The 18,569-nt window shown below is 53.3% G+C and carries 11 protein-coding genes; 4 read left to right on the forward strand and 7 right to left on the reverse strand.

What is annotated here, in order from left to right:
• Window positions 1–217 precede the first annotated feature (217 nt).
• Entirely contained in the window at window positions 218–877 is a 660-nt protein-coding gene (gene yccA, locus ABLU86_RS18360; RefSeq protein ID WP_015704916.1) for an FtsH protease modulator YccA, read from the forward strand.
• A gap of 87 nt (window positions 878–964) precedes the next feature.
• On the forward strand, window positions 965–1,294 hold the full coding sequence (gene tusE / locus ABLU86_RS18365) for a sulfurtransferase TusE (RefSeq protein ID WP_015367412.1): 330 nt from the start codon (window positions 965–967) through the stop codon (window positions 1,292–1,294).
• Here the strand turns inward: tusE and yccX are convergent.
• Complete coding sequence (yccX, locus tag ABLU86_RS18370) at window positions 1,291–1,572, reverse strand: acylphosphatase (RefSeq protein WP_015704915.1); 282 nt, start codon at window positions 1,570–1,572, stop codon at window positions 1,291–1,293. The two genes, tusE and yccX, sit on opposite strands and share 4 nt — an antisense overlap.
• A gap of 182 nt (window positions 1,573–1,754) precedes the next feature.
• On the opposite strand from yccX, the gene rlmI reads away from it, so the two are divergent.
• Window positions 1,755–2,957, forward strand: a complete 1,203-nt coding sequence (rlmI, locus tag ABLU86_RS18375; protein ID WP_348796265.1) for a 23S rRNA (cytosine(1962)-C(5))-methyltransferase RlmI — start codon at window positions 1,755–1,757, stop codon at window positions 2,955–2,957.
• A 98-nt stretch (window positions 2,958–3,055) separates the two neighbouring features.
• Window positions 3,056–3,373 carry a heat shock protein HspQ gene (hspQ, locus tag ABLU86_RS18380; protein WP_015367415.1) on the forward strand — a complete coding sequence of 106 codons (318 nt, stop codon included), beginning with the start codon at window positions 3,056–3,058 and terminating at the stop codon, window positions 3,371–3,373.
• Window positions 3,374–3,418: 45 nt separating this feature from the next.
• Here hspQ and ABLU86_RS18385 read toward each other — a convergent pair whose 3' ends face one another.
• The 6 genes from ABLU86_RS18385 to ABLU86_RS18410 all read right to left on the reverse strand — a co-directional run bounded on the left by ABLU86_RS18385 (window position 3,419) and on the right by ABLU86_RS18410 (window position 18,561).
• The gene (locus tag ABLU86_RS18385) at window positions 3,419–4,291 is read right to left on the reverse strand and encodes a peptidase (protein WP_015367416.1); all 873 of its coding nucleotides are present in this window, start codon (window positions 4,289–4,291) and stop codon (window positions 3,419–3,421) included.
• Window positions 4,292–4,437: 146 nt separating this feature from the next.
• Entirely contained in the window at window positions 4,438–7,572 is a 3,135-nt protein-coding gene (locus ABLU86_RS18390; RefSeq protein ID WP_046884158.1) for a glycosyltransferase, read from the reverse strand.
• 54 nt (window positions 7,573–7,626) lie between these two features.
• Complete coding sequence (locus tag ABLU86_RS18395; protein WP_348796266.1) at window positions 7,627–8,844, reverse strand: HlyD family type I secretion periplasmic adaptor subunit; 1,218 nt, start codon at window positions 8,842–8,844, stop codon at window positions 7,627–7,629.
• Window positions 8,841–10,988, reverse strand: a complete 2,148-nt coding sequence (locus ABLU86_RS18400; RefSeq protein ID WP_046884157.1) for a type I secretion system permease/ATPase — start codon at window positions 10,986–10,988, stop codon at window positions 8,841–8,843. The genes ABLU86_RS18395 and ABLU86_RS18400 overlap by 4 nt, the downstream gene beginning before the upstream one ends.
• The gene (locus ABLU86_RS18405) at window positions 10,985–12,421 is read right to left on the reverse strand and encodes a TolC family outer membrane protein (RefSeq protein WP_348796267.1); all 1,437 of its coding nucleotides are present in this window, start codon (window positions 12,419–12,421) and stop codon (window positions 10,985–10,987) included. Before ABLU86_RS18405 ends, ABLU86_RS18400 begins: the two co-directional genes overlap by 4 nt.
• A 170-nt stretch (window positions 12,422–12,591) precedes the next feature.
• On the reverse strand, window positions 12,592–18,561 hold the full coding sequence (locus tag ABLU86_RS18410; RefSeq protein ID WP_348816981.1) for an Ig-like domain-containing protein: 5,970 nt from the start codon (window positions 18,559–18,561) through the stop codon (window positions 12,592–12,594).
• Window positions 18,562–18,569: the final 8 nt, after the last annotated feature.

Here is an 18,569-nt window from a genome sequence, read left to right on the forward strand (position 1 = left end):
GACTGGCAATAAGGCAATATTTTTCAGTGACCTATAAGATTCAGATCTGCTTTCCGCCGCTGAACGCATAAACATACTGCATTAATCTGTTTTACCAGAATAAAACGCTGTCCCACCGACACCGGGATCTGAGTAAAGATGGGTAAAAGCATTATGGCTTTCGGCTCGCTTTTCTTATGCTTCATAACTAATTACATCTGTCATAAGAGAGTGTCTCATGGATCGTATAATTACCTCATCGCGTGACCGTTCATCGCTGCTCAGCACGCACAAAGTTCTGCGTAACACCTATTTTCTGCTCAGCCTGACGCTGGCGTTTTCGGCGATCACCGCCACCGCCAGTACCGTGCTGATGCTGCCTTCTCCGGGCCTTATCCTCACCCTGGTGGGTATGTATGGTCTGATGTTCCTGACCTACAAACTGGCTAATAAGCCAAGCGGTATTCTGGCGGCCTTCGCCTTTACCGGCTTCCTCGGCTACATTCTGGGGCCAATGCTGAACGCTTACCTGTCCGCAGGCATGGGCGATTTGATCGGCCTGGCGTTGGGCGGCACCGCCCTGGTCTTCTTCTGCTGCTCGGCTTACGTGTTGACGACGCGCAAAGACATGTCTTTCCTCGGCGGCATGCTGATGGCGGGCGTGGTGGTCGTTCTGATTGGTATGGTGGCGAACATCTTCCTGCAGCTGCCGGCTCTACATCTGGCCATCAGCGCGGTGTTCATCCTTATCTCTTCCGGCGCGATTTTGTTTGAAACCAGCAACATCATCCGCGGCGGCGAGACCAACTACATTCGCGCCACCGTTAGCCTGTATGTTTCGCTGTACAACATCTTCGTCAGCCTGCTGAGCATCCTCGGCTTCGCTAGCAGAGACTAACCTTCTCTCCTGCAACACCAGGCCTCGCTTATGCGGGGCCTTATTTTTTGCTACACTGCGCGCAGTTTCCGCATTATGTGAAAAATCATGTTTATCTTTGAAGGCAGTGAAATAGAGACCGATAGCGAAGGCTATCTGAAAGAGACGACTCAGTGGAGTGAAGCGATGGCGGAAGTTATCGCCGCGCAGGAAGGGATCAGCCTGTCCGTCGAACACTGGGAAGTGGTGCGCTTCGTGCGCGATTTTTATCTGGAGTTCAACACTTCGCCAGCCATCCGTATGCTGGTCAAAGCAATGGCGAATAAATTCGGTGAAGAGAAAGGCAACAGCCGCTATCTGTACCGGTTATTCCCCAAAGGGCCGGCCAAGCAGGCGACGAAAATCGCCGGCCTGCCGAAGCCTGTAAAGTGCATTTAATAGAGAATAGCGAATTTTTGCCACTCTCTGGTGGGTTGATGGGGCTCAGTTAACACCCTGTCGACCCTTGCGCTACGCGGCCCGCCGGCCTTAAGCCAGGCAATCAGTTTTTCCACCTGCTCCGCTTCCCCGCAGGCCAGCACTTCTACGCTACCATCATCCAAATTTCGCGCATAACCGGTCAGCCCCAGCTGCAGCGCTTCACGCTGCGTTGAATAGCGGAATCCCACGCCCTGGACGACTCCGTGAACCCACGCCATCGTGCATACCTTCGCCATTATTACCCCCTCAACTGCGCTATCCTGATGCAGAGAATAGCAAATTCCCACCAGCATACTCACTTTTGCCTGACGCTAAAACATCCGCCCGGCGGCGGCAGGAATGGTGCTTGCCCCAGCCAGTTATGCTAATCTACGCGCCATTTTTCGGTGCCGACACTCCGTCGCTTAAAGGTAGCTCCATGACAGATTCCATTATCCCCCGCTTAGTATTAGCCAAAGGACGCGAGAAATCCCTGCTGCGTCGCCATCCATGGATTTTCTCCGGCGCCGTCGCCCGGATGGAAGGTAAAGCTCGCTCCGGCGAGACGATCGATATCGTTGATTCGCAGGGGAAATGGCTTGCTCGCGGCGCCTATTCGCCCTCCTCGCAGATCCGCGCCCGCGTCTGGAGTTTCGATCGTCATGAAGCTATCGATAATGCTTTTTTTGAGCGTCGCCTGCAGCAGGCGCAAACCTGGCGTCAATGGCTGGCCGAACGCGATGGTCTTGACAGCTATCGTTTAATCGCCGGGGAATCCGACGGCCTGCCAGGCGTGACAATCGATCGCTTTGGCGATTTCTTCGTCCTGCAGCTGTTGAGCGCCGGCGCGGAATATCAGCGTGCGGCCATCGTCAGCGCTCTGCAGACCCTGTTCCCGCAATGCTCGATCTACGATCGCAGCGATGTGGCGGTGCGTAAAAAAGAAGGATTGGACCTGGCGCAAGGCCCGGTGGTAGGCGAACTGCCGCCAGCGCTACTGCCCATTACCGAACACGGCATGCAGCTGCTGGTAGATATTCAGGGCGGCCATAAAACCGGCTACTATCTCGATCAGCGCGATAGCCGTCTGGCGACCCGCCGCTACGTCGCCGATAAGCGCGTCCTCAACTGCTTCTCTTATACCGGCGGATTCGCGGTTTCTGCGCTGATGGGCGGCTGCCGCCAGGTCACCAGCGTTGATACCTCACAAGAGGCGCTGGATGTCGCCAGACAGAACGTTGAGCTCAATAAGCTGGATCTGTCGAAAGCCGAATTCGTACGCGACGACGTGTTCAAACTGCTGCGTAAATATCGCGATCACGGGGAAAAATTCGATGTTATCGTCATGGATCCGCCGAAATTCGTCGAAAACAAAAGCCAACTGATGGGCGCCTGCCGCGGTTATAAAGACATTAATATGCTGGCGATCCAGCTGTTAAACCCTGGTGGCATACTGCTGACTTTCTCCTGTTCCGGCCTGATGACCACCGATTTATTTCAGAAAATCATCGCCGACGCCGCAATAGATGCCGGGCGTGATGTACAATTTATAGAGCAGTTCCGTCAGGCTGCCGATCACCCGGTGATCGCAACCTACCCGGAAGGACTGTATCTGAAAGGGTTTGCCTGTCGCGTCATGTAACTTGAAAAGCGGAACATCGCCCACACGTTATTCTCATGACTCAAGAACATTTGAAGATGATGGATACAGTGGGCGCCAGCGTTTCCCGGGAGGTGACTATGATTGCCAGCAAATTCGGTATCGGCCAACAGGTTCGCCATACGCTACTCGGCTACCTTGGCGTAATCGTTGATATCGATCCAGAGTATTCGCTTGACGAGCCCGCCGCGGATGAAATCGGCGCCAACGATGAACTGCGCGCGGCCCCCTGGTATCATGTTGTGATGGAAGATGAGGACGGCCAGCCGGTCCACACCTACCTCGCGGAAGCGCAGCTCAGCAGTGAAGCCAGCGATGAACATCCCGAACAGCCGTCGATGGACGAACTGGCGCAGACTATCCGTAAGCAGTTGCAGGCGCCACGTCTGCGTAACTAAGCCCTCCGCGCCGCCCCGATGGGCGGCGTGTTTCCACGATCGCTCTTAATGCTCAACCTCTGCGTCAGCTAAAGCCTGACAAATCGCGCCGTTAAACTGCGGGGCCTGTTGTTGAGCTTCTGACCAACGAGTATTAGCGACATTCAGCTGTCTTGACTGCGCAGCGCTATTGCGGGACAGCTGATTAAAGAAAGGCTGTAGCATTCCTCCCCCGGCAACGTCCTGCGCAATCAACACCGTAGAACCATCGCTGTAGCGAAAACGCTGAGCAGCGGCAGGCAGCGCGACGCTGGCAAATCGCGCCGCCGCGACGCTTGCCCAGTAGTTGGCCGCAGAGTAGCCGCGCGAGAAGTTACTTTCACAGGCCGGTAACACGGCCAGACGACGGGTATTTTTCTCTGGCGCTTTAAAACTATTTTCCATCCAGCGCGCCATTCCTTCCAGATACCATCGTTGTTTAAACACCGCGTAACCATATTGATAAAGATGGAAAAACTCATGAGCCGGTGTGACGTTACGGGCTGGATCTAGCGCAGCATTCAGCACAAACTTCAGGCCGCAAGGTATCTGCCTGCCATCGCCCATCGTTTCTGAAGCGACGCGGTCGAAGGCAAGGCCGTTACCTTTTGGCAAAGTCAGCACATAAATGTTGATTTGCCGCGCCTGTGCGTAAATTTTCTGCTGTAGCGGAAAGCGTAATCCCAATACCGTGGAGTAGAGATATTTAGCGGCCTGTAGCTGAACGGCAATATCCTTAATGCTGTCGGGAACACCGCTACCCGAACTGTCGTACTGAAATTTAAGGGCATCAGGCCCCTGCAGGCTATAAAAAATGTGGAACTCATCTTCGACATATTCTTTTTCAAGAACATGCTTAAGTAGTATCGAACCTTTAACACAGCGCGATACCTGCACCATTTCTTCCGCGGAGGCTGAAGGGAGACAAGACATCGCCAACCAACACGCTGCTATTGATGTCGCCCATAATTTTACTGGTTGCATAGCGCCGCCTCCCCCGACATGCTCCGCCCCGACATCATATGCTCGCCGGGGCGGCAGTCGTCTTACACTACCCGTTCTTTGAGAGAAACCACGTTCGGCCCCTGTTGGCCCTCAGCGCTTATCCGCTGTTCATTCTGCTGCAACCACTGCTCCCAGCGTTGGGCAATCGCATTGGCGCAATAACGTCGCGCGTTACGCAGGGCGGCAGCCTGCATCTCTTTTTGTAGCGCCTTGTCAGAAATAACCTGTACCAACGCCACCGCCAGCGCATCTTCATCACCGTATGGCACCAGGATCCCGGCCTGTCGATCCTGCAGAATATCGCGCGGGCCATATTTTATCGCAAAGCTGATGAGCGGCGTGCCGTACGCCATCGCCTCAACGGCTGACAAGGATTGCCCTTCCTGATTTGAGCACAATACCGTGCAGCAGGCGGATTTATGTACTGTGGCAATATCTGAGGTAAAGCCATTAATGGAGATGATGTCCTCCATTTTCCACGCTTTTATCTGATCGCTGAGAGTACGGCGTAACGGCCCAACGCCATAGGTATGCAGTCGCGCACCAGGAAGCTGCGCCGCTACCTTGCGAAAGGCGTTAAACAACATCATGTGCTGCTTCTCTTCCGAGTAACGCGCCAGGTAGATAACGGTTTCAGAGGGATCCTTTTGCGGGTTTGCCGGAATTTTGCTGTCATCCATATGATTAGGGATGACGGTCAGACGTTCGCCGGGAAATCCTTCATGCTGTAAGTCCTGCCACTGCTCATCGGTGAGAACGATTAAGCGGTCAACCAGTTCCGGTTGCTCGATTAAGTGGCGGTAGGAGGCTTTCACTACGCCATTAAGCAGCTGATGATGGGAGTGGATAATCGCGCTCAGCGTGCAGTCTATCCGCTGTGCCGGACGAGAACAGACAAACGCTTTCCAGGCTTTATTTTTATCGACGATAAAATGCCAGCGGCGCTCGTCGGGCAGCATCATCTCCAGCATCCACGAGAAGAACGCCTCCTGCTGGTTGAAGGATTTAACGTCGCCGTCAGGCAAGGCAACATCGATACGGGCAATTTGCAAATTCGCTTTTCTTTCGTCGAAATATTTGCGCAGCAGAACATTGCCGGCGCCATCGACATAATCCTCCACCAGCTGTCCCTGCGGGCGTAGCTGATAGTTATTTTTGCCGACCGAGGCCTGGGCCTTCGGCGCGATAGCCTGTCGGAGCTCAACCTCACCTTTAAGCGCAGGCAGCGGGATAATTTTCCCCGCTGCGAAGCTCGTCACTAAAGCCTCGTAGAGGTTATAAACCGGCACCTCTTCCGGCAACGCGCCGCGCGCCTTTAACGCCTTGACCGCGACATGCAGTTCCGGATCCCACATTGCGGTGATAAGCCAGGGCACAGTCTGCAGGTGCTCGACGAACAGCTTCGCACGCCGGGTGGCGGCGACTTCAATACCGTTGCCAACATCACGCAGGTTCTCTAACAAAAATACCGTTGTCCCCCGGCGCTCGGGAGGCGCAACCGCAGGAATTGACTGGCGCATAGTCGCCGCCTGATAATATTTTTGATAGGCAATATAGCCAGACAGATAGTGCTCAACGTCATCAATACGCACGCGGTAGCTGTGGTGGCGAATAAAGAAGCTGTTGACGATACGCGCCGGGTTTTTAAAGAACATCGCCAGTTCCGGCCAGAAGAAACCATCCAGCAGGTAGCGCGCACGACATTCCAACGCCTGATAGAACTTTTCTTTATCAAACCCTTCAAGTAAATGACGTTGCGCCGGCGAAGCGTCAAGGCGCGCAATCATCTCTGCTGCCGCCATCATCAGCTCCAGCAGCGTCGGATAGGTTGTCACGCGCTGCAGTACGAAATCCAGATGTCCACGCACGTTATCCAGCCCAAAGCGAAAATAACGTTCTTCCGGACGAAAACGCGTCAATTCGTTAACACAGTAACTCAGCCAGTGGTCGTGATGCTGCCAGTGCTGTTGCCGAATGAAGTATTCGAACGCTTTTTCAACCATCGCCAGCCACTGCGGCATTTGCGTCAGGCTATACAAACGCATCAACGCGAACGCCGCCTCGCCATCGTAGTAGATAATACGATGCTTAGCCTTCAACGAGAGGTCGTGACTATTGAGAACATGGACAAACTCGCCGCTCTGCGCATCCTGCATAAATGCAATGCCGGCGGCCAGTTGCGCCATTAATTCCAGGTGCTGCTGGTCACCTGTCGTTTCCGTGTATTTGACCAGCGCCAGAATACTCACCGCATTGCCGCCGAGTTTAATTTCATTATCGACATCACACAAAAATGCCGCCTGTTGCCCATCGTCAAGGGTACGCACAGAAATAAGATTGGTAACCAGGTAACCAATCGCTCGATCGATCGCCTGGCGCAGGTGCGGTTGCCTGGTTGCTTCCCATGCTTCAATTAACGAATAGGTCGAACTGGCATGACGCAAGGCGTTATAGGATCGTACAGGACGATCGAAACAGGGAAACCAACCGTAGTAATAAAGTCCATCTTTTTTCACCTGACGAGCTAAGTAATCGCTACCTTTTTTGATCACTTCCGCCAGCCAGTTTTTTTGCCATTCTTCGCCGATAACGCGGTAGCCTGAACTGCGGCCGCTGTGCTCAATCAGCCTGGCGCCGCTGCGGTCGCAGAATACCGCGCGGGTTTTGAAACGCCAAAGTATCTGCTGTGGTGCATCCGGCCAGCTCAAACTTTGTTTAAAGCGTCGTTGGCCATAGTTTTCCAGATTGATGCCATTTGGCGCCGCGACACCGTTATCTCCGTCATACAATAAGGCATTCGCCGCAATTTCCTGTTCGAGGATCGCCTGAGTAAATTGCGCATCGAAAGAAAGGCCAAAGCGGAAATAATTGCGTTTGGTGATGCTGAGTTTCTTCTGTAGATTTTCCCAGCTGAGTTTTTCAACGCTATCGACAATATCAATACGCAACCACTGTGGTTCGTTGTCTTGTTTTTTGCGCCACTCCTGCAGGGCTCTGGCGCCAGCAAGCCAGGCTTGATCAAAACTGGCCGCCGCTGCGACCTGGACATGCGCCCGCTCCTTACCATCACTCACGCTAAAAAAGATAACCCACCCGGGATAATCAGCAGGCAGCGCGGTCGTTTTTAATGGTCTGCTCTGAAAGCAGGCCTGTTGTAATAAATCGCTTAATGCCATCTCAAATCTCCATACGTTGAAAATTTCACCAAACATGAAGCCAACTTGTGGGTATTACCTTTCTCTCAGCGCCTCTTTTGCTCGATTAAATGGTTTCACCAGATAATCCATTACCGTCTTTTCGCCGGTTTTAATATCAACAGTGGCGATCATTCCCGGACCGATTAAAAAACGCTTACCGTGTTTATTTTCCAGATAGTTATGATCGGTACGGATAAACACCCGATAGTAATAAAGATCGGGTTTTGCCTCGTCCTGAATAGTATCGGGAGAAATGGTCTCAACGACCCCATTAAGCGCGCCGTAGATGGCATAATCATAGGCGGTGATTTTCACCAGCGCCTTCTGATCGGGATGAATAAAAGCGATATCGCGGGGCGAAATACGCGCTTCAATTAATAAGCGGCCATCGATCGGCACGATGTCCATCAGTTCGCCGTTCGGGGCAATAACGCCGCCAATGGTGTTGACCTTGATATTTTTGACGATCCCCTGCACAGGCGAGCGAACGGTCAGCCGGGCGACGGAATCCGCCCGCCCTTTAATGACTTCGGCAAGACTGGCTACGTCGGCATTGGCTTTCGATAACTGTTCGCGGGCATCGACGTAGTAGCGGGTGTTGAGATCGATTTTCTTTAACTCAATATCGGCAGCCTGTTGGCGCAAACGCAGCACTTCCACATTACTGGCAGCGCCGGTTTTAGCCAGCCTTTCGTTGATAGCCAACTCGCTTTTCACCAACGACAGCGACTGCTCAAGCTGGCGCATCGATTTGGTTAGCTGGTCCCGTCGGCTATGATAGAGGCGGGTTTCTTCCGCCAGTAACCCCGGCCAGGCCTTAAGAGAAGGAGGAAAAATCAGCGGTTGGTTATTAACTTCGGCGGTAAGGCGAATGCTTGCTGCCAGTGAAGCGCGATATTTCGCCTGGCTCTCGCCGACGTTCGATTCGCTACGGGTAGGATCAAGCCGCGCGACGACCTGCCCGGCCGCCACCCTGCTCCCCTCGCGGACGTTGAGCTCGGTTAAGATCCCGCCATCAAGGGTTTGTAGCACCTGCTCACGAGAGCTTGGGATCACCTTACCTGTCCCGGTCGAAACCTCGTCCAGGGTCGCAAACCACGCCCATACGCCGGTCACTACCATTAGCAGCGCCAGCAGGAGAATTAAGCGGCGCGATTTGACCAGTTCAGCCTCATCCCGTTCATTATCGACCATGTCAGAAACCGGATCGGCATCCTGCGCCAGTGGGAGAATCGCGTCGTACTTATTCATATATTCACCACCTGGCCACGCGCTTTTTCTTGTTCAAAGACCGTCGCTTTAGGTTTATCCAACGCCAGTTGCCCATCCTGGATAACCAAAATACGATCGACAATGCTCAGTATCGCCGCTTTATGGGTAGCAATAATCAATGTACGTTCGCCCACCCAATGCGCCAGTTGCTCGACAAACGCTTTTTCGGTGCGTTCATCAAAGAATGAAGTCGGCTCATCCAGCAAAATAATATTGGGGTCGCGCAGCAGAGAGCGCGCCAGCAGCAATGATTGCCGTTGCCCGCCGGAAAGGCCAAGGCCCCCTTCCATCACCAGATGCTCAAGCCCCATGGGCAGTTTACTGACGAACTCCATCGCCCCGCACAGTTCCAGTACCTTCACCAGTTCGTCATCACTGGCCATTGGCCTTCCCAGCGTTAAATTTTCCCGTAGCGTTCCGTGGAACAGACGAGCTTCCTGGGTCAGCAAAGTCGCATTGCGGCGAATATCCGCCAGATCGATTTGCGGCAGGGCAAGATCGTCGAGCCGCAGCTCACCGGATGCCAGCTCAACGTTACCCATCATCGCCTGCAATAGCGTCGATTTGCCGGCGCCGATGCGTCCGAGGATAGCGATTTTCTCCCCGGCCTTAATCGATAACTGCTTAATACGCAGCGGAATGGGGCCGTTGTCCTTGCCGTAGCGAAACTCAGCGTTGCGAAACTCATAGTTGCCGTGCAGCACAGCGCGGTGGATGCGCGGCTCATCCTGCCCGCCTTCTACCGGCAGCGCCATCAGATTATCCAGGCTGGCTTTCGCCACCTTCACCTGCTGCCAGCGCGCCAATACGCCGCAGAGCGCGGTCATTGGCGCCACCATCCTGCTTGACAACATTGATGCCGCCACCATCGCGCCGGTTGTAATGTCGCCATTAATCACCAGCGGCGCGCCGACCACCACCACCGTGGCGTACAGCAGATTCTGGATAGACATCCCCCAGCTCACCAGGCCGTGGGTGACTTTGCGGGTTTTTACCCCCGATTCTGCGGTGATAGCCACATAGCTATTCCACTGCTGCAGAAAGCGGCTTTCCGCCTGCATCATTTTGATATCCGGTAGGCCCTGAATGCTTTCCACCAGAATGGCGTTTCGTAGCGTGCTTTCGTGTTGATTCTTGTTAGCCAGTTCGGCCAGTTTCTTTTGCAATAAAAATCCCGGAAGCAGCATCAGGATTGTCGCGACCGGCGCGATCCAACTCAACCAAGGCGAAACAATGAACAGTACCAGTTGGAAAAGGATGAAAAACGGCAGATCGGCAATAACCGTCATCATGGTTGACGTCATCATTTCCCGTACCTGCTCGAGCTCGCGTATCTGTGAAATAAAACTGCCAGTAGAACGCGGAACCGCTGAGTTTTTTAGCCGCAGCGCGTGACCAAATACACGATCGGAAATACGAATATCTCCGCGTTTGCCAAGTAGGTCAGTAACGTGTCCACGTGTAATTTTGAGAATAAAGTTGAATACTGCAGCGATTAATACGCCGCTGAATAAAACGTATAAGGTGGGATAAGACTGCGCCGGGATCACCCGGTCATACACCTGCATCGAAAATAGAATGCCGGCCAGAGCCAGTACATTAATTGCCAGCGATGCCAGCATGACATGCATATACGGGCGGATATCTTTGAGAACGATTTTGCGCAGCCAGTCCGGCTGAAAGCGCGCAAGATAACTTTCAGTTCGGATATCTTTTTCGGGCGAAGCTGGACGAAATGCAACGGTAAGCTCAATCTCAGCCAATAATGCGTCCAGCGGCCACTGGCTGAGTAAGGTGAGCTCTTTGACAAAACGGATGCCAACTAAATTATTAAGATCAAAGCTTTCGATAATACCAATCTGTCCATCTTTAAGCTGAACGACTAGCGGCAAGCGCCACGCCGACATCCGCCGGTCGTTGCCGTTGAGAAATTGACAATGCAAACCGGCGTGCCGACAGAGATGTTTAAGCGCATCAGGCAGTGTTTTCTGTGTCGCCCACTCCGCCGCCGCATGCAGCGTCCCCGGCGAATAGCTCTGCCGATAATGGCTGGCGACAAAAGCCATCGCGTTAGCCCAATCCAGAAGATGGGGAATATCGCTGTGATGAGGTTGTTCGCTCATGGGCGGATCTCCACACCCTGGATGCTTTGATTATCCAGAGCAAAAACGGAGCGCATCTTTCCAGTACTGAACAGACAGTCCAGCTCCAGATTACGCAGTTGTGCTTCAGTTAACACCTGGCTGAATTGCGCCTGATAGATTTCCTGATCGACGTTAAGCAGATCCAGTAGCGGACGCGTACCCAACTGCAGATATTGATCCTGATAGAGCGCGCGAGTTTGCTCGCCAAGTTCCTGCTGGCGGCGCTGGATGCTGATGGATTGTTTAAGATTCAGCGCCTCATCGCGCGAGGCGCTTAATTTCTGACTGGCATCGAGTTGGGCGTTTCTAATCCCGGCGTTAGCCGCAGATAAAATTTGCTGCGCCGCTTCGCGGGAGGCCGTTAATGCCCCCCCCTGGTAGATTGGCATTTCCACTTTGACCCACGCCGAATATTGCGTTTTATTTAACACGGCGCTGTTGGCGTAATTATCATTCAGATAATGCGTCACCTGGGGTTCCAGAGAGATGGTCGGTAGCATTTGCGCTGTCGCGTTATCGAGCTGCGCCTGCGCCTGCGTGGCTTGCGCTAAAGCGGCCAGCACAGCGGGTACGGCACGATAATCAATTTTACTTACGGCACAGGCCGCATCCATATCCTGCGGCACGCCGTCAGTCACGGAGGTAATGCTGCCAAGTCCAAGATAGGTGGCCAGAGTCGCTTTCCAGCGTTCGAGCGCCGCCTGATATTGGATAAGCGTCGCCTGCGCCCCCTCAACGCGAGTGTCAGTCTGCACAACATCAGAGAGCGAAGTTGCCCCGGCATCGTTACGCTGGCGGATCAGATCGCCAATTTGTTTTAGCGAATCAACTTGCGCCTGAGCGATTTTCACCAGCTTCTGGTAGCCCTGCATCTGTACCACCGCGCCAGCAGTATCATGGGCCACCTGGTCGATATTAAGCATCACCATCGCCTGCTGCTGGGCAACGGCGGCATCTGCCGCTCTGACCGAGCTTGAGACTTTGCCGAAGTCGTAGAGCATTTGTGAAACAGAAACAACTAATGAGGGTGAATAGCCGGAATCGGAGTATGAATTACTATAACCATTATTCATCCCCGCGTTCACCTGGGGATAATATTTGGCTTTAGCTACATCCACGCGCTGCACCTGTTCCTGAAGTTTACTCACCTGCTGAGTAATCGCCGGGTGCCAGTTGACCGCTGATTTTACCGCGGTGGCAATATCTAACGGGCCGGTTAAATGACTCTGCGGATTGATGAGATCCTCAGAATATCCGGCGACCTGTTGGCTATCGTTTAATCTCTGAGTACTAATGTTAGTCGGCGGAAATGAAAGCTCTTCCGCATCAGCCGTTAATATTACGCTTAACGACAGCAAAATTGTGCTGAACCTGTAAACGCTGACAATCCCTTTTTGTTGAAATAGACGCATAAAATTACCCTTCAGAAAGCACACTGAAAATATGGATATACTCTTTTCGCATCATTCTTTTTATTTAACGATTGCCCATCGTTTCCGGGGTTGTTTTTCGTCGTTTCACCTCCAGCGTATAAAGCCATAATGGCGGCGCCTCCCTGCGCCACCCGTGATATGGCCTGATTTTAGTGCGAGTTATTGGTATCAATCAGCTCGTCGAGCGAATTGATATGGACCCCCTGCAGCGTGATTAACGTCGCTGGCTGGTGCGTCGTTCCACCCGAACCATCGCGGTCGATAGACACCACCGTATTACCGCCGACATAGCTCAGCGTAATATAGTTACCCAGCGTATCACTGGATCCATTCCAGCCGACCAGCAGCGCAGAGACATCGATATGGTCTCCCTGGGCGACCGAGAAATCGTTCCAGGTATCGCTGCCGTTGCCCCCCGTGTTGTCATCCGCCAACAGGTTATAGACCACCGTATCGGCGCCAACTCCCATGCTATAGGTGTCATCGTAAGCCGTACTGTGAATGCTATCGTCATTGACGCTGCCGGCAATCTGCGGATGGAGATCGATGGTCAAATTCGCCGTCGAACTACCGCCATCACTACTAATAAGCGTGTAAGTAAACGTCTCCTTAGCCGTAATGGCATCAGTATTGATACCGCTATTCAGCTGATAGGTATAACCTCCCTGCCCATCAATGGTCAGCGTTCCATATTCACCATACAGCACCGCTTTCCCGTTAGTCGCGCTGGTTCCTGTGTCGTTGGTCAAGGTTCCATCAGTATGGAATGTCCAATGCGTCACGACACCCAGATTGTTTTCCCCCGTTATCGTGAACCCGCTATGCAATGATCCAAGCGTATCCTGAACCCCGTCTGCGCCAGAACCGTCGAGGATATTGCCGGCCACAGATTGCGCGGCCGTCAGATGCGCATCGGTATGAATCTCGGTTCCCGTCACGCTCGCCGCCAGGTTGTATGTCATTGCCGGTCCAGCCTGCATCGTATGACTAATACTCAGAGTATAATCACCTGCGGCAAGTTGTACCGGAGTAGTTCCATTAACCAGGTTAAGCGTCACAGTGTCCGTATCCGTTGTCGGGCTTATGATGGGGACACCATCCAGAGCCATACTCAAAGGCCCGCTCCAGACCGTCACATCAGTCATTACCCCGTCAACCATCACATGATGAACCAATGTGACTGTCCCTGAGAGATCGCCGTTCAATACAGTCAAGCCACTAGTCCTGGTGCCACTCAGATTTAGGGTGATGGAAGCGTTATCCACTTCCCGGCCTTCAGCGACGGTAAAGTTCTGGCTTGTAACTTTAGTCGTCGATGTCGTATTAGCCGCTACTGCTGCATTTGTTACCGCAAGATTACTGACGCTTTGCGTCCAGGTAACCGACTGCATTGCCGTTGCCACCGACAGGGAGGCGATATCATCAACCGCTATCGCTGGCGTTGACTCAATGTTCATCGTCAGCGTTGTCGACGATGTATGACCCAGCGTATCCGTTATCGTATAGGTGAAGACATCACTCTGACCCACACCGGTTGTTCCATTAGCATGATAACTATAGCTACCATCAGACTTGATAGTCAGAGTACCGTAGGTGCCGTTAATCGTGACGCCGCCGGCAGTGACGGTCTCGACCTGCGATCCAAACTGGATGCTGCTTACGGTAATTCCATTACCTGTATCGCCAACATCGCCATCGCTATCGGTGTGCAGAACATTCCCCGTCACGTATTTAGTCGAATCAGTCACCTCCATACTAATGCTGGTGCCCAAATTCAGATTCAGTATCGAACCAATCAATCCTCCAGTCGTCGGCGACGAAATAACGACCATATAGTTACCGGCACCAATTTTTTCGAACTCACCGCCACCCGCGTACTGCAGGCTTAATCCAAGGAGCCCCTGCGGTGTTGCCGAAATTCCATCCTTAATGACGCCGACAATCTGGTTGGTATCGGTATTCACCAGGATAAGATCCAGAGTGACCGCGCCAAGCGCCACGCTTAAGGTTGTTGACCCCGAAACGGCCAGGGTGACATCCTGTTCAGTCCCGTCGGCTACGGTAAATTTAAAGCCATTTGTCGGCAGCGCGACATTCACCGTATTGAGTAAGGAAAGTCCAGCCAGTTGAACGACATTACCTCCCTGTATATCAATATTGTCATCGACATTCCCGACGTAGTAAGCCTGGGTATCCGGATTGGCCTGGGCCGATTCAACCTCCTGGCCAATATTGATGGTCAGTGTGGTGGTTGATTGCACGCCATTGCTGTCCGTAATGGTGTATGTGAATACATCCGCATTACCTGCCGAACCCGCCTTACCAGACGCCTGATAGGTATAGCTACCGTCAGCATTAATCGTCAGTACGCCATAGGCCCCCGTTACTGATATTGTGCCGCCGTTGACTGAGTGAGGTTCACCCGCCGCAGATGTCGCGGTGACAGTGGTAACTGACAGACCCGTACCGCTATCAGCCATGTCGCCATTTTCAGAACCCTCCAGCACGTTGCCGGTGACGGTGCTTCCGCTATAACCCAACGAATCGGTTACCGTTGCCTCGACAAAGGTGGCTACACCCGCTCCCGCGAGCGTATTAATCAAGCTAACCAATACCCCATCAGAATTCGGTGAGGAAATCGCCAACGCATAGTTTCCTGCCGGTAAGTTCTCGAAGGATGCCGTACCGCTATAAACCAGCCCGCCAAGTAATGTCGCGCTGATATTCACACTTCCAGGGTCAATTGCGACCACTCGTCCAGTTGCGACATCAATCACCGAGAGGTCGGCCGTCAACGTATTTCCAGCCCCCAACAGATTGACTATCGAAGTTAGCAGTCCGCCGGTTGAAAGCAGTGACACGCCGCTGACATCAACAGTCATATTTTCTGTGGTGTTGTTATCCACGTTGAAGCGGAAACTACTGCCAGACAGCAGTGACACATTAATCGTGCTTAACAGCGAGACGCCAACCAACTGCGACAGATTACCTTCGGTACCATTAAGGTTGCCGTAATGCTGCACAACCTCAGAACTGTTGGTATCAGGTATTGCCTCAACAGAATCCGAGTCGCTGTCGGAGTCCGAGTCGCTGTCAGAATCCGAATCGCTATCCGAGTCAGAGTCACTGTCAGAATCCGAATCGCTATCCGAGTCAGAATCACTGTCAGAGTCGGAATCGCTGTCCGAATCCGAATCGCTGTCCGAATCCGAGTCGCTGTCAGAATCCGAGTCGCTGTCCGAGTCCGAGTCGCTGTCGGAATCGGAATCGCTGTCGGAATCCGAGTCGCTGTCGGAGTCGGAATCGCTGTCCGAATCCGAATCGCTGTCCGAATCGCTGTCGGAGTCGGAATCACTGTCAGAATCCGAATCGCTGTCAGAATCCGAATCGCTGTCAGAATCCGAGTCACTGTCAGAATCCGAGTCGCTGTCCGAGTCCGAATCGCTGTCCGAATCCGAGTCGCTGTCAGAGTCCGAATCGCTGTCAGAGTCCGAGTCGCTGTCGGAGTCCGAGTCGCTGTCGGAGTCCGAGTCGCTGTCCGAATCCGAGTCGCTGTCCGAATCCGAGTCGCTGTCCGAATCCGAGTCGCTGTCGGAGTCGGAATCGCTGTCGGAATCCGAGTCGCTATCCGAGTCCGAATCGCTGTCAGAATCCGAGTCGCTGTCAGAATCCGAATCGCTGTCAGAGTCCGAATCGCTGTCGGAGTCGGAATCGCTGTCCGAATCCGAGTCGCTGTCGCTATCCGAATCGCTGTCAGAGTCCGAGTCGCTGTCCGAATCTGCATCAGCATCAGATTCTCCGATATCACTTCCTGCCACGATATTAATTGTCAACGTGGCCGTAGCAGTATGACCATTCGCATCCACAATCGTGTAGGTAAAGACATCCGCCTGCCCAACAGCGTCTGCATCCCCCGTTGCTTTGTAGGTATAGCTGCCGTCGGCATGGATCGTAAGTTGCCCGTAGAGACCATTGATTACGATACCTGCTGCCGTGACATCAAGCGGTGTAGTCTGCACGCTGGAGGCAATTTTGCTTACCGTAATACCCTCACCGGTATCCGCTACATCGCCGCCTGCATCTGCGGTCAGAACATTGCCGGCAATAGCAGTCGAGGTATATTCCGTAGAATCCGTGATCGTTGCTTGCGCTACCGACAACAGATTTGCCGACGCCAGTTCATCAACCACTGCGGCCAGGCCGCCGGATGCCTGCGGTGAAGAAATCACCACCGCATAATTCCCTGCCGGCAAGTCGCTGAAGGTCGCGCTACCGGAGTAAACCAGGTTCAGTAAAGCCAGAGACGGTGTCAGGCTCACGGCATCAGGGATAATCTGCACCACCTCCCCGGTGTCGGTATTCACAATCGACAGATCGGCGGTAATAGATGATGCGCCTCCCACCAATTGCCCCAGCAGCGCCAGTATAGACTGCAGACTCAGCAATGTTGAACCGGTGACAGCAATCGTCACATCTTCGGTCGTTCCCTCACTGACCGAGAATTTTGTCGAGTTTGCTGCCAGCAGCGAAACATCAACCGTATTGAGTAAGGTGACGCCCAACAGCTGGCTCGCTGTGCCGGTCACGTTATTCAGATTGCCTTCTACGGTATCGATAGCTGCCGTATGCGTATCATCATTTGCCTGCGGTTCGGAATCTGAATCGCTATCGGAATCTGAATCGCTGTCGGAATCCGAGTCGCTGTCAGAGTCGGAATCACTGTCAGAGTCCGAGTCGCTGTCCGAATCGGAGTCACTGTCCGAATCCGAATCGCTGTCAGAGTCGGAATCACTGTCGGAGTCCGAATCGCTGTCAGAATCGGAGTCGCTGTCAGAGTCCGAATCGCTGTCAGAGTCCGAATCGCTGTCCGAATCCGAGTCGCTGTCGGAATCCGAGTCGCTGTCGGAATCCGAATCGCTGTCGGAATCCGAGTCGCTGTCCGAATCCGAATCGCTGTCAGAGTCCGAGTCGCTGTCAGAATCGGAGTCGCTGTCAGAATCCGAATCGCTGTCCGAGTCCGAATCGCTGTCGGAGTCGCTGTCAGAGTCCGAATCGCTGTCCGAATCCGAGTCGCTGTCGGAATCGGAATCACTGTCAGAGTCTGAGTCGCTGTCAGAGTCCGAGTCGCTGTCAGAATCGGAATCGCTGTCGGAATCCGAGTCGCTGTCGGAGTCCGAATCGCTGTCCGAATCGGAATCACTGTCGGAATCGGAGTCACTGTCCGAATCGGAGTCACTGTCCGAATCGGAGTCGCTGTCGGAGTCCGAATCGCTGTCCGAATCGGAATCGCTGTCCGAATCGGAGTCGCTGTCGGAGTCCGAATCGCTGTCGGAATCCGAGTCACTGTCAGAGTCCGAATCGCTGTCAGAGTCCGAATCGCTGTCGGAATCGGAGTCGCTGTCGGAGTCGGAATCGCTGTCTGAATCAGAGTCACTATCGGAATCCGAGTCGCTGTCAGAATCCGAGTCGCTGTCAGAATCCGAGTCGCTGTCTGAATCCGAGTCGCTGTCTGAATCCGAGTCGCTGTCAGAATCCGAGTCGCTGTCAGAATCGGAGTCACTGTCTGAATCCGAGTCGCTGTCAGAATCCGAGTCGCTGTCAGAATCCGAATCGCTGTCTGAATCCGAGTCACTGTCCGAATCGGAATCGCTGTCAGAGTCGGAATCGCTGTCAGAATCCGAGTCGCTGTCCGAATCCGAGTCACTGTCGGAATCGCTGTCAGAGTCAGAGTCGCTGTCGGAATCGGAATCGCTGTCGGAATCCGAGTCGCTGTCAGAGTCTGCATCCGCATCGGAGTCGTCGATCAGTTCAATAGTGATAACAAAGGGAGGAGATGAATCACTTGTATTACCGGCTTCATCAGTGACAACTGTTGTGAAGGAATGCTCGCCTTTAGGCAACGCTGAGGTTGTAAAACTCCAACTCCCATCTTCAGCAACTAACGCTGTACCTATTTGAATACCCTTATCAAAAATAGTTACTGTAGATCCAGGTTCCGCAGTACCACTTAGGGTAGGAGTTGTATCGTCTGTTATTCCACCATTACTAACTCCCCCTTGCTCCCCACCGACGTCATCCGTCACCTGCAGATCGCTGACCGGCGCCACGGTGGTGTCCACCGTGAGCA

The sequence above is a fragment of the Klebsiella sp. JN_Kp121 genome, from assembly GCF_040062145.1.
Classification (GTDB): domain Bacteria; phylum Pseudomonadota; class Gammaproteobacteria; order Enterobacterales; family Enterobacteriaceae; genus Klebsiella; species Klebsiella aerogenes.

What these genes read in the sequence shown, in the direction of transcription:
- ABLU86_RS18390 (WP_046884158.1), bottom strand. Translation starts at nt 7,572, where the DNA reads ATGGCATTAAGCGATTTATTACAACAGGCCTGCTTTCAGAGCAGACCA.
- rlmI (WP_348796265.1), top strand. Translation starts at nt 1,755, where the DNA reads ATGACAGATTCCATTATCCCCCGCTTAGTATTAGCCAAAGGACGCGAG.
- yccX (WP_015704915.1), bottom strand. Translation starts at nt 1,572, where the DNA reads ATGGCGAAGGTATGCACGATGGCGTGGGTTCACGGAGTCGTCCAGGGC.
- ABLU86_RS18405 (WP_348796267.1), bottom strand. Translation starts at nt 12,421, where the DNA reads ATGCGTCTATTTCAACAAAAAGGGATTGTCAGCGTTTACAGGTTCAGC.
- hspQ (WP_015367415.1), top strand. Translation starts at nt 3,056, where the DNA reads ATGATTGCCAGCAAATTCGGTATCGGCCAACAGGTTCGCCATACGCTA.
- ABLU86_RS18395 (WP_348796266.1), bottom strand. Translation starts at nt 8,844, where the DNA reads ATGAATAAGTACGACGCGATTCTCCCACTGGCGCAGGATGCCGATCCG.
- ABLU86_RS18385 (WP_015367416.1), bottom strand. Translation starts at nt 4,291, where the DNA reads ATGGTGCAGGTATCGCGCTGTGTTAAAGGTTCGATACTACTTAAGCAT.
- yccA (WP_015704916.1), top strand. Translation starts at nt 218, where the DNA reads ATGGATCGTATAATTACCTCATCGCGTGACCGTTCATCGCTGCTCAGC.
- tusE (WP_015367412.1), top strand. Translation starts at nt 965, where the DNA reads ATGTTTATCTTTGAAGGCAGTGAAATAGAGACCGATAGCGAAGGCTAT.
- ABLU86_RS18400 (WP_046884157.1), bottom strand. Translation starts at nt 10,988, where the DNA reads ATGAGCGAACAACCTCATCACAGCGATATTCCCCATCTTCTGGATTGG.